Origin of the sequence: Levilactobacillus namurensis DSM 19117 (assembly GCF_001434785.1) — a bacterium.
Classification (GTDB): Bacteria; Bacillota; Bacilli; order Lactobacillales; family Lactobacillaceae; genus Levilactobacillus; species Levilactobacillus namurensis.
Genome location: NZ_AZDT01000032.1, coordinates 16919 through 29252, shown reverse-complemented (window position 1 = coordinate 29252; position 12334 = coordinate 16919). Strand labels below are relative to the sequence as shown.

The 12334-nt window shown below is 55.4% G+C and carries 10 protein-coding genes; all 10 read left to right on the top strand.

Translation table 11 applies throughout. From position 1 onward, the window contains the following. The first annotated feature begins 668 nt into the window (after positions 1 to 668). The 10 genes from dnaX to FD30_RS06175 all read left to right on the top strand — a co-directional run bounded on the left by dnaX (position 669) and on the right by FD30_RS06175 (position 12282). The gene (gene dnaX / locus FD30_RS06220; protein ID WP_056944313.1) at positions 669 to 2462 is read left to right on the top strand and encodes a DNA polymerase III subunit gamma/tau; all 1794 of its coding nucleotides are present in this window, start codon (positions 669 to 671) and stop codon (positions 2460 to 2462) included. A gap of 22 nt (positions 2463 to 2484) precedes the next feature. After that, entirely contained in the window at positions 2485 to 2802 is a 318-nt protein-coding gene (locus tag FD30_RS06215) for a YbaB/EbfC family nucleoid-associated protein (protein WP_056944312.1), read from the top strand. 24 nt (positions 2803 to 2826) lie between these two features. Continuing rightward, positions 2827 to 3426: a recombination mediator RecR gene (gene recR / locus FD30_RS06210; protein ID WP_024747623.1), complete on the top strand. Its 600-nt coding sequence runs from the start codon at positions 2827 to 2829 to the stop codon at positions 3424 to 3426. A gap of 16 nt (positions 3427 to 3442) precedes the next feature. Beyond that, on the top strand, positions 3443 to 3694 hold the full coding sequence (locus FD30_RS06205; RefSeq protein WP_024747624.1) for a YaaL family protein: 252 nt from the start codon (positions 3443 to 3445) through the stop codon (positions 3692 to 3694). A 156-nt stretch (positions 3695 to 3850) separates the two neighbouring features. Further along, positions 3851 to 4978 carry a glycosyl hydrolase family 8 gene (locus FD30_RS06200; RefSeq protein WP_225426496.1) on the top strand — a complete coding sequence of 376 codons (1128 nt, stop codon included), beginning with the start codon at positions 3851 to 3853 and terminating at the stop codon, positions 4976 to 4978. Positions 4979 to 5011: 33 nt separating this feature from the next. Continuing rightward, positions 5012 to 6508 carry a glycan biosynthesis hexose transferase WsfD gene (wsfD, locus tag FD30_RS06195; protein WP_056944311.1) on the top strand — a complete coding sequence of 499 codons (1497 nt, stop codon included), beginning with the start codon at positions 5012 to 5014 and terminating at the stop codon, positions 6506 to 6508. Continuing rightward, entirely contained in the window at positions 6505 to 8076 is a 1572-nt protein-coding gene (locus FD30_RS06190; protein WP_147000039.1) for a hypothetical protein, read from the top strand. Before wsfD ends, FD30_RS06190 begins: the two co-directional genes overlap by 4 nt. Before the next feature lie 4 nt (positions 8077 to 8080). Next, on the top strand, positions 8081 to 9334 hold the full coding sequence (locus FD30_RS06185) for a glycosyltransferase family 2 protein (RefSeq protein ID WP_056944309.1): 1254 nt from the start codon (positions 8081 to 8083) through the stop codon (positions 9332 to 9334). A gap of 16 nt (positions 9335 to 9350) precedes the next feature. Then, positions 9351 to 11435 (top strand): cellulose biosynthesis cyclic di-GMP-binding regulatory protein BcsB, encoded by a 2085-nt coding sequence (locus FD30_RS06180; RefSeq protein WP_056944308.1) that lies wholly within the window; start codon positions 9351 to 9353, stop codon positions 11433 to 11435. Beyond that, positions 11425 to 12282: a hypothetical protein gene (locus FD30_RS06175; protein ID WP_056944307.1), complete on the top strand. Its 858-nt coding sequence runs from the start codon at positions 11425 to 11427 to the stop codon at positions 12280 to 12282. Before FD30_RS06180 ends, FD30_RS06175 begins: the two co-directional genes overlap by 11 nt. The last annotated feature ends 52 nt before the right edge of the window (positions 12283 to 12334 follow it).

The following is a 12334-nucleotide window of genomic DNA, read 5'->3' as shown; positions in this document are numbered from 1 at the left end:
CATACCGGGCTTATAGCCCGTGAGCAAGCCACCCGTTTTACGGGTGGTCTTGACTTCTGGTACTGGGAATAGTCGCCTTACCGGGCGGTGGCGAACTGGCCGGTCCCCTCAGCCGATTGGCAGGGCCGTGACGCCAGTGGGCACGACTTTAAGCCGCGCAAAGCCCGCCCGTCTTAAAGCTCGGCCTTAGCCTAAGCCGAGAAGACCACTCGGCTAACGCTAATTTCACCGGCTGGGCCCTATCGGCTAAGGGGACCTTACATAGATGGTTTCTAATGACGACAATCAATCTTCGCGTCCAACGCCAGTATCAACTGTTGGAAGGGACTGCCTTAAAATTAACCAAGATTAAAATGGCATAAATCCTTACTTGGACGTCGTTACAGGATCATTTCGGCATGACTGTAAGCCGTGAGGGCGGGCCAGACAGGGCTCAGCCGTGAAGTTTTCCTTGGTGAGCGGGTTTTAGCTCGCCTAGGAAAAGCCCAAGCTTGGAGACCTGTACTTCGGGCGCCAAGTTGTGCCCACGGCGTTCCAGCCCTGTCTGGTCCGCCCGGTAGGCGAATTAAGAAGAAAACGGGTCATGAGGTGACAGCGACCCGTAAAAAAGGCTATAATAATGAACAGCGATTTTGATTGAAATAAAATAGTAGAAAGGAACAGATGATATGGCTTATCAAGCACTTTATCGGGTCTGGCGTCCGCAACGGTTCGACGACATGATCGGACAAGAAGTGATCACGCGGACCTTAAAGAACGCCATCACGACTAACCAAATCAGTCACGCCTACCTCTTTGCGGGTCCCCGGGGAACGGGGAAAACGTCGGCCGCTAAGATCTTTGCTAAGGCCATCAACTGTCACCATCAAAAAGACGGCGAGCCCTGCAACGAATGTGACACCTGCAAGGCCATCACGGCCGGAACCTTAAACGACGTGATTGAAATCGATGCGGCCTCCAACAACGGGGTCGAAGAGATTCGTGATATTCGGGACAAGGTCAAGTATGCGCCGACCGTGGCCGACTATAAGGTCTACATCATCGACGAAGTGCATATGCTGTCGGCCGGTGCCTTCAACGCCCTGTTGAAGACCCTGGAAGAGCCGCCAGCTAACGTGATCTTCATTCTGGCGACCACGGAACCGCATAAGATTCCGGCGACCATCATCTCGCGGGTTCAACGGTTTGATTTCAAGCGGATTGCGGCCAGCGATAGCTACGACCGGATGACCTACATCCTGAAGCAGAAGAACGTGACCTACGATGACCAAGCCATCAAGGTGATCGCGAAGGCCGCCGAAGGGGGGATGCGGGATGCGTTGAGCATTCTGGATCAGGCGTTGTCGTTTGGGGATAATGAGATTACCCTAGATAACGCGTTGCTGGTCACCGGGAGTGTCACCCACGAACTCCTGGCAACCTACGTACAACAGGTCTTGGCCGGTGAGACTAAAGCCGGTCTGGCTACGTTACAGTCGGTTCTGGAAGCCGGGAAGGACGCTGAACGCTTCACCGAAGACTTCATCAGCTACGCCCGCGACCTATTGTTATACCAACAGGCCCCTCAATTGGTGGAAGAAGCGGAAATGGGGAGCGTGAGTGAGGACTTTCAGGCACTGGCTAAGCAGACTCCGGCGGCAACCATGTACGCGATGATCAATGAGTTGAACGCAATTCAACAACAGATGCGCTTTACCACCCACCCCGACGTTTATCTGGAAATTCTGACCATCAAGTTGGCGGAAATCGGGCAGGCTAAGGGTGCGGCGCCCGTCGCGGCAACGACTGCGCCGGTGGCTACAGCTACGCCGACGCCCGCGGCAGAGTCGCAGGTTCAGGCGTTGCAACATCAAGTTGATCAATTGAAGACCACTTTGGAACGCCTGGAGCAAGCTGGGGGCGTCAAGGCCGCACAACCGGCGGCCCGGCCGAAGCCCCGGGTAACGGCGAACCAGCAGGAAAAAGAAGTCAACTTGGCCAAGATCTATCCGGTCTTGGGGTCAGCGACCCGTGGGAAGCTGAACCAGTTGCAGGAGGTCTGGCCGGACCTGCTGAACAGTCTGTCAGTGACACAACGGGCGGTGATGAAGGTGTCTCAACCCGTTGCGGCGGCGGATTCGGGGGTCATCGTGGCCTTCGACTACTCGTTCTTGTACCAACGGGCCACGACCGACCAAGAATTAACGGATGCGTTAGAGAACGGGTTGGACCGGATGATCGGGTCGGCGTTGCCGGTGGTCTTTGTGCCTAAGGATCAGTGGCCGACGATTCGGAAGGACTACCTGGCGACCCATAAGGCGGATCTCCAGCAACATGCGGCGAGCCACCAGGCAACGCCAGCTCCGGACGGGCAACCTACGGACGCTGAAGCACCGGCACCAGACCAGCCGGCCGCTAATCCGGTCGTGACTAAGGCCGAGGACCTCTTTGGTAAGGATATCGTGGATGTCCAACATGATTAAAAATTTGAAAGGATGATCAACAATGCGTGGAATGGGAAATATGGGAAACATGATGAAGCAGATGCGGCAAATGCAAAAGAAGATGGAGGCGGACCAAGCTGCCTTGAACGCCCAAACGTTTACGGGAGCCTCACCAGATGACCTGGTCAAAGCCACCTTTACTGGGGACCGAAAGATGACGGACCTGACGATTAAGCCCGAAGCCATCGACCCAGATGATCCGGATATGTTGGCCGACTTAGTCCTGGCCGCCGTTAATGCCGCTTTGGCTGAAGTTGACGAGACCACTAAGAAGAGTTTAGGCAAGTACACGCAAGGGATGAACATTCCTGGCCTGTAATGCCGGATTGGAAAGGATGGCACCATGCAATATCCAGAACCCATCGCACAATTGATCGATAGTTATATGAAGTTGCCGGGCATTGGCCAGAAGTCGGCGACGCGGCTGGCATTCTTCACCATTGATATGGATAAAGACGATGTGGCGGCCTTCTCGAAGGCCTTGGTCTCCGCTAAGCGTGACCTGCACTTCTGCTCCATCTGTGGCAACATCACGGAGAGTGACCCTTGCAGCATTTGCGCGGATAAGACGCGGGACCAGTCGCACGTCTTGGTGGTCGAACAAGCCAAAGATATCATGGTGATGGAACGGATGAAGGAATACCATGGCCTGTACCACGTCTTGCACGGGGTCATGTCGCCCATCGAAGGGAAGGGGCCGGACGACTTGAACATCAGTAGTCTGATCAGTCGGCTCCAGCAGAATCCAGCCATCAAGGAAGTCATTATCGCCACGAATGCCACACCGGAAGGGGAAGCCACGGCCATGTATCTGTCGCGGCTGATCAAGCCGGCGGGCATTAAGGTGACCCGGTTGGCGCACGGACTTTCCGTGGGGAGTGATATCGAGTATGCTGACGAAATGACCCTGTTTAAGGCCGTTGAAGGCCGGACGGAGATGTAAGGAGGATGGATGCGTTATGTTTGGACGAAAGAAACGGCACGTCGCAGAATTGAAGACGTTCTATGATAATCAGCTGTTGGACACCATCGACGCCGCTAAGGGGCGCTGGGACCACGCCAAGCAGACCCAAGAGGCCATTGCGGACGCGGACAATGAGATGACCGCGAACACAGCTTTGGCGCGACAAACGTACCTCTTTTTGTACCGCGAAGCTCGGCGGCGACACGTCCGCAGCACGCACATCGCCCCCACCGTTTATCAAGATTAATGAGTGACCAGACCACGTTTCCGCAATCGCGGAAGCGTGGTTTTTTGGTGGGCTTAATCGGGTGTTTGCGCCGTTAAAGTTCCCGTTTAACTTTTAGATGGACCATGCTACTATAAACATAGTTGGACCTAAAAATGAGGTGAGGGGGGACGAATCGTGAAGCGATGGACGGTACTGATAGTTATATTAGTCGGCTTACTAGGTCTGAGTAGTTGTGGGGCGCAACCAGCGACCATGACGCCCCCGGACCAGTCGCCGCGACCATTTCTCACCCGGACCAAGCACCACACGACCGCGGACCAGCACCATCAACGGGCACTGGTCAACTTTTTAGAACGGAAGATGCTGACCGACCAAGGAATCTACACCAACTACGCGGATACGGCGACCCGGCAAGCAGGGAAGGCTACCGGCCACGAACTTTTAAGCGAATCGGCGGGGATGTGGTTACTCTACTTAGCCCAAACCAAACAATTCAAGCGCTTTCGGACCTTTTATCAGGCCACGGTCAAGACCTTTGGCGATCACGGGCAGTTCAGCTACCGCTACGATCCCCGGAACCATAAGCGCTTTGCCGTGAATGCGACTTTAGACGACCTACGAATCATTCGGGCGTTGAACACTTACGATGCTCTGACTGGCAGTCGACGGTACCGACAAGCGGCGGCCAATCACTTTGCCGCTTTGTGCGCGGGCGCACTGAAGGATGGCCACGTGGGGGATTATTATGACCCGCAGACCAAGCAGGCGGCGAATACGAGCAGTCTGGCATACGCGGACTTCAAGGTCTTACACTATTACCAGCAGAACAGTCCTAAAGGGCGCAAACATTATCGACAACAGCTCAAGGTGGTCAAGGGCGGGTACCTAGGCGACGTGTTCCCGTTATACGCGGCGAGCTTTAACTGGCACACCCTGGCGTATTCGACCAAGAATCTGAACACCTCGGAAGCGTTGGAGACGCTACTCCACTTGGCGGAGATCGGGCAGTTGCGCGCGGCCAGCAAGGGTTGGCTAGTCCAACAAGTCCAGCGCCATCAGCTCTATAACGGCTACACCACGGCGGGCAGCGCCAGTGACACGGGCCAATCTGCCGGGAACTATGCATTGGCGGCCATGATCTTTGCGATGGAGCATGATCAGGCAAATTATCGACGGGCGATGCGGGCGGTCTGGGCCAACCAGATTACCCAAGGCACCATGATCGGAGCCCTGGGGGACGCCCAGACCCGGCAGAGTTATTCATTTAACAACCTAACGGCCATCTTAGCGGCTAATTATTAGATTGAAAAATTCTTGGGAAGGAGGGGAAACGGCATGCTGCAGCGCATCCAAGCAATCAGTCGAAGCGTCTGGCATGGCGCCACGCGCTGGGTCTCACCAGCGCTACTAGCCACTGTGTGTGCGGGAGTGATCGCGGGGTGGCTGCTGTTCGTGCCCCCCTTTCACGGCTTAGCCGATAATGGGGACTTCTACCGGGCCATCTTCGTAAACGGCCTCTATAAGTTGAAGGGGTACCATATGCTGGGGTACATCAACCCGCAACTAGGAATCATGAAGTACTTCAACCAGACCAACGCGGCTATTTTTTCGTCGCAGCCCCTGTTTGTGCAGGCGGCCGTGGGGCTGAACAAGCTGGTCTATAGTTCCACCGTATTTGACTTGCGCTTCTTAGGCCTGATCTATTTCATTCCCTACTTGGGGGCCATCTACCTGGTCACACAGGCGTTGACCTACCCCTTTCGGCGGATTCGGAGTTATTTGATTGCGGCGCTGGTGGTGTTGATCTTCGCCGATTCGTCGTTTACGCTTTACTTCAATTCGTTTTTCGCGGAACCGGGGATGTTGGTTTTGGCCCTGTATGCCTTTGGCGCCATCATGCTGTTGGCCCGTCGTCCCACTTATCACCCGCATCTGTTGACGGCGGTGTACTTCGTGAGTGTGATGCTGTTGATTGCGAATAAGCAACAAAACGCACCGTTGGCGTTGAGTTACGCGGTGGCGAGCCTAGGTCTGTTCATGATCTGCCGGCACCGGGGCGAGCGACTCTGGATTGTGGCCGGAATCGCGGGCATCCTGGTGACGGGGGTCCTGACCTACACCTTGATCACCAAACAGTTCAACGATATCAACCAGTACCAAGCCGTGACCCACGGGGTACTCCTGCACGGCGGCGACCCCAGTAAAAAGTTGAAGAAGCAGGGAGTCAGCCAGCAGTTTGCGCTGATGCGTAATCAGGACTACTACCCCAAGACGTTTGCGGCAATTAGTCCCAGTTCGGATTACGTGCACCGCCACCTGAACCAGAAGACGGGGTTTGGTTGGATCATTCGCTATTACGCCCAACACCCTAAGCAGTTCCGAACTTTACTGGACGTGGCTGCGGGGGACATGATGATCACCCAGGTTAAAGCGGTCGGGGACTACCAGCAGGGGACCGGGCACGCTGCGGGGGAACAGGTCACTTACTTTACGGCCTTTAGTTCGGCTGCTGGCGCGTTCTTTCCTCGGAAGTTTGCGTTTGACCTGCTGTTAGCCGTCGCGTTGGCCATCGTTTTTGCCGTCGGGGCGTACAACGATTGGCAACGCCGGCGACCAGCGGGGGTCCTGCGGTTCTTCCTGGTTTTGGGCTTATTGACGATTTTTATCTTTGTCCCGATTATTTCGATTATTGGGGACGGGGATGCCGACTTAGCCAAGCACCTGTTCATGGTTCCGGTCAGCCTAGACTTGATTCTCTTACTCTTCGTGGCGGACCTGTTGAACCACCGGCTCTGGCACACCCCTAAGCCTGGAGAGGAGGCCGCCGATTGAGAAGACAATTGAAACTTTGGTTAGTGGTCTTAGGCCTCTGCTTGGGTCTCGCTGGGGGGTTAGCCGTTCCGACCACCGCACAGGCTGCGACCGCGCGCCGGGTGTTGATCGTCTATGACGCGATCAACCCGACCGCTAATGGGCAGCAGAAGTTGGCAGCGGTTCAGCGGCTCCTGGCGAGTCTGAACCTCCCCACCCAGACGGAACGGTTGAGTGACTACCAAGCGGGGCAACTCACGAACAAGACCTATCAAGGGGTGGTGACCCTAAATAATTGGCCCCAAGGACGGTTAACTAACGCCGCTTTCCTGCGGGACCGACGCCAGTTCACGGGTCGTCAGCTCCATATCGGTTCCGGGTTGGACTCCCAAGAGGCGCGCCAGTTCGGGGCACGGCGAGAGACGCTGTATCACCAGCAATTTGTCTTGCGAGACCGGCAGAATTGGCAACTCTTGCCATTCAGCACGGACCTGACCCTGTTAAGTAGTTTGCCGCACGGGACGCAGACTTTTGGCACCTTAGCGACCCAAGCCACCAGCTTACCCGATCACGCTTACGGCGTCGTGCGGGGACGCAATGGGTACCTGCCTTACCTGATGCCCAACGGGTTCTCCCTGACGGTGGCCAGCCGAACCATCGCAGCGTTATTTGGTCAGACCCGGACTTACCGCCCGCTGCTGACCATCACCCACGTGACACCGTATACCAATCTTCGCTTGCTACAGCAACTGGGGCGCCGCCTGGCCAAGGCGGGGATTCCGTTTGCCGTCAGCACCACATCGGTCGCTGAAAACACGTCGTATCGTGCCTTTAAACGCTTTACGGCGGTCTTACGGGAGTTGGAGACGGAGAACGGGGTGATTCTCTTACAGGCACCCGTAGTGGGGGCGGCTGACCGGAAAAGTGGTCAGATCTTAGAGCAGCAACTGGTGGGCCAGTTGAACCAGTTAGGGCAACGCCAGGTCCTGCCGGTCGGGGTCAGTGCGCCGGCCTACTGGAACCAGGATAAGCTCTTTCGGCGGTATGGGTTGCAACGGGCGTCACTGGTGGTGTTGTTGCCCAATCCGACGACTACCACGTTTGCTCAACAGGATAACCTGGGAAATCAGTATCCGCAGACCTGGTACGGTGTCTCGTTACGCAGCTTTCAGACGGTCCAGCAATCGGCGCAATTGCGCTGGTCCGTCCCGACCGCGCTTACGGTTCCCATGGTTGATTCGACGAAGCAGTTAACGGCCACGGTCCGGCAGGTCACGGCGCAGACTATTGATTGGTACGACCCGTCCCAGCAGTTGACCACGCGATTAGATAGTGCCTCGGCCACGTTCAAGTACGACCACGGAGAGTATTTCTTGAATGGCCGGCAGATTGCCATCAACGCGTCGAGTGTGGCCTTGCCACAGTTCAATCCGCAACGGAAGAACCACGTGACCCTCAAGGGCTACTTTCGGGTCCAGGGGTGGATCTTGTGGATCTTCTTCATTCTGGTGACGGTGGTCTTGCTGGGCTTTATCGTTGTTGGCCGGCGAATCTACCGGCGGATGTTTTTCAACCGTTCAAGGAGGTGACGGCATGAGTGTTCTTGATGTGTTTGTGTTTATTTCCATTCTAGTGATCTGGGGGATCATGGCCGTTAACCTGATCCTGACGGTGGCGGGGTACACCCAGTATCTTAAGGATGTGCGGACACCGTTACCGGCCCTACCAGACCAGGTACCGTTCGTCAGCGTCATGGTACCTGCCCATAACGAAGGCGTGGTCATCGTGCGCACGGTCCTGTCGCTCTTGAACTTCGACTACCCGCATGACCGCTACGAGATCATCGTGATCAACGATAATTCGAGTGATAACTCGGCCCAGTTACTGGCGAACATCCAGGCCAGTTACCCGGAACGCAACTTATCCGTGATCAATACGGATAAGACCAACGGGGGGAAGGGCAAATCGAACGCCTTAAATATTGGACTAAAACAGGCCAAGGGGAGCGTCATTTCCATCTACGATGCCGACAATACGCCGGAGCGGCCGGCCCTGCGGCGCTTGGTCGCGGAACTGATGAGCCATCCTGAGTATGGCGCCGTTATTGGGAAGTTCCGGACGCGGAATAAGAACGCGACCTTGCTGACCCGTTTCATTAACGTCGAGACCCTATCCTTTCAGTGGATGGCCCAAGCCGGACGGTTACGGCTCTTTAAGCTCTGTACGATTCCGGGGACCAACTACGTGATTCGGCGGGACCTGCTCGAGCGAATCGGCGGTTGGGACACCAAGGCCCTAGCGGAGGATACCGAGGTCAGCTTTCGGGTCTACCGAGCCGGGTACCGCATCTACTTTCAACCGGCGGCGGTGACCTGGGAGCAAGAGCCCCAGACGTTAGACGTGTGGTTCCATCAACGAACGCGCTGGGTCAAGGGCAACATCTACGTGATCTTGAAGAATCTGCACCTGGTATTCACCAAGAGCGGTCGGGCAATTCGCTTCGACCTCTTGTATTTCTTGTCGATCTACTTTCTTTTAATGACGTCGTTGATCTTATCGGATACGGTCTTTGTCTTGTCCGTCGCCGACATTGCCCATTCGAGTCTGCAGGGCTTCAATAACGCTTTGTGGGCCTTCGCCGTGGTCCTGTTCGTGATCAGTACGTTCGTGACCATCACCACGGAGAAGGGGGAAATGACGCTGAGCAATCTATTGATCATTATCTTTATGTACGTGGTTTACAGCCAGATGTGGTTGGCCGTAGCCGCCTATGGAATGGTGGGGTATATTCGTGAACAAGTCTTTCATCAGCAAGCTAAATGGTATAAAACAAAGCGGTATCAGTAGGTGGCTGTTAGTCGCCATGGTGGTCTGTGTAGGCCTGCTGGTCAGTCAGCCGGCCCAAGCTGCCAAGCTCAAGACCTACACGCAACCGTTCCAGAATACGACCACGAGTCTGTCGGGACAGTCGGTGGCCATGAACACCTACTTCATCAAGATGGATTACTGGCGGGTGAAGCAGGTCACGTTGAACCTGAACTTCCAGATCTCGCAGCTCAGTGACCGCCAATTGTCCGACATCACGGTTTCTGTGAACGACGTGAAGTTTGCCTCGTTTCGGCCCAAGCGGCAGACGGGCTTGCAGACCAAGTCCATCAAGATTCCGCTACGGTTGATTCAGGGACAAAACAACCTCAGAATCAGTGGCCAGATCTTAAACGCAGCGGGTAAGCGGGACTATCGTCTGGGCCAGACGCCGGCAAATTGGCTAACGGTCGATAGTCATTCCAGCGTGAACTTTCAGTACCAGTTGATGCCGCCGACTAAGGCCATCAAGTCGTTTTACGACCACTTCTCGGGGCCGGACACGATTGCGAACCGCAATTCGGTGATCCGGACGCCGGCGCAAGCGACCAATGCGGAATTGGCCGCCAGCATGGTGGTCTTGACCGGGGAGTCGCGGGTGATCACCACGGAGAACCAGCAGATTCCCGTGACCACGTTGGCGGATAAGACCGTCAATGCAGCGGATTACCAGGTCGTGGTGGGACGCTACCAGCACCTTCCCCAGCGGTTCCAACGGATGATCAAGCGACAGGACCTCCAAGGTCAAGGCCAGATTCGCTTTATTCACAGTCAGGGGCGGTATTACCTGATTGTCACAGCCTTGACGGATCGCTTGTTGACCCAGACGGCGAAGTTCGTTGCCAACCAAGAACTGATGCAAGAGACCCAGACGGCCAGTGAAGCCGTGACCGATGAGACGCAGACCTTTACGTCAGCGCTTCATTACCAGGGCCGTTACCAGTTGACCGATACTACGGATAAATTGGTGGGGAGCGGTCATCAGGAACGCAGTTACTTTGTCAGTCTCCCGGTCGACCGGAACAACGCCGACGGTTCCCAGATTACGCTGCACCTGCGGTATGCGAAGAACCTGGACTTTAAGAGTGCGTTAGCCACAGTCTACGTCAACGATACCGCCGTGGGAAGCCGGCATCTCACGGCGCGTCGAGCGGACAACGATACCTTTACGGTCACCCTGCCTAAGGGGATGGCGTTGGGACATAGCTTCACGGTCCGGGTGGCATTAGACCTCCCCGTCCAACAACCGGCGAATAGCACGAATCAGGAGACGCCGTGGGTCAGCATTGAATCCGACTCGGTGGCGGCTATCAAGTCGGCCCCGGGCAACGACCTTTTGTTTAGTAACTATCCGAACTTATTCTTAAAAAATTCAACGTACGATAATCTGGTAGTGGTACGGCCGAAGACCATGACCACCACTGATTACGCGACGTTGACCAACATCTTCAACCTGATTGGGAATTACGCCCAGAGTAATCAGGGCCGGATTCGGCTCTACGACCATCAGCCCAGCGCCGACGTCTTGAAGCACGCTAACGTGATTGCGTTTGGGTCGGCTAAGCAGAATCCGCTGGTCAACCGGCTGAATTCCCACTTGTATTTCCAGTACAACCAGGCGCGCACCGGGTTACTTTCGAACGAAAAGCTCAGCATCGAACGGTTGTACGGGCAACAGATTGGGACGGCCCAACTATTGCGGTCGCCGTACAATGCCAAGAAGGGCTTGTTGGTGGTCACGGGAGCCAGCGCGGAAGCGACCTACTTGGCCTCCACGCAGATCAATTATCAACGCAACATCGCTCAGTATTCCGGGGACGCCATCGTGGTTGACCCGGACAATAACCACTTTGGGTACCGCTTCAAGAAAAACAAGTTGATTGACCGGCAGCTGAACACCCGGGCGGTCCTGAGCCGGCATTCCCAGCTGTTGCTTTATCTGGGCATCGCGTTAGCCATGGTGGTCTTGATCACCGTGACGCTGATTCTATTGTTGGGGAAGCATGGTCGCTTGCACCGGCGTCCCAAGACGGCTAAGTCGACCAGTCATAGTCATAAGAGGAGGCGGCATCATGGAAACTAACGGACATGAGAGTTGGTGGACGGACCTCTACCTGATTGCCTTTCTGTTCTGCCTCTGTGGCCTAGCCTTAGGGATGGGGGCCACCCGGACAGATTACCTCTTGGTCAACACGGTGTTGTTAGGGGTGACCATGTTGTTGATTCTGTTCACTTACTTCTGGGGCCTGGTCACCGGCCTGTTGCTGAACTTGGGATTTATCTTCTTACAAGTCATTTTGGTGATTTATGAGAACCAGGTTCACCATCAGCTTTTACCCTGGGTCCTGGCGTATTGGTTATTCGTGCCGCTATTACTGTCGTTGTCGTTCTACGGACTGACGGCTCACGCACGGAAGCTTCAAGTGCAAAATGCGAAGTTACAAAGTGATCTGGTGGCGCGCGGGGCGTTCGATGAGGAGACCAATTTACGGACTATGGTTTCCTACATTGAAGACACGGCGGTCTTTACGGAAACCAACCGGCGTTTCGACCTGCCCGTCACCACCATGATTATCCGAATCCGGTATTTCCAAGAAATGCGCAGTATGATCAGTGACACGCAGATGCGTGAATTGCTGAAGCTGGTATCCCACACGGTGAAGCAGGCCATGCGGACCAACGACATCACTTACCTGATCGACCGGGAGAATCCGACCTGGTCGGTACTGCTATTCACGAATGCGGACGGGGCAACGATTGCGGCGAACCGAATCAAGCAACAGTTCACCAAGGCTCTGGCTGCCGATAACTTACTGGCCACTCTCGACGTTCGACTAGTCGTGGGCGTCGCCAGTTGGGACGGCGAAAAGATGAAGACGCCGTACGACCTGATGAACGCGGGTATCAAGGAAACGGAATACGATGTGTAGCCTTTTGAGGGAGCTGTTGGGATATAGACGGCTCTCTTTTCTTTTGTGTGGG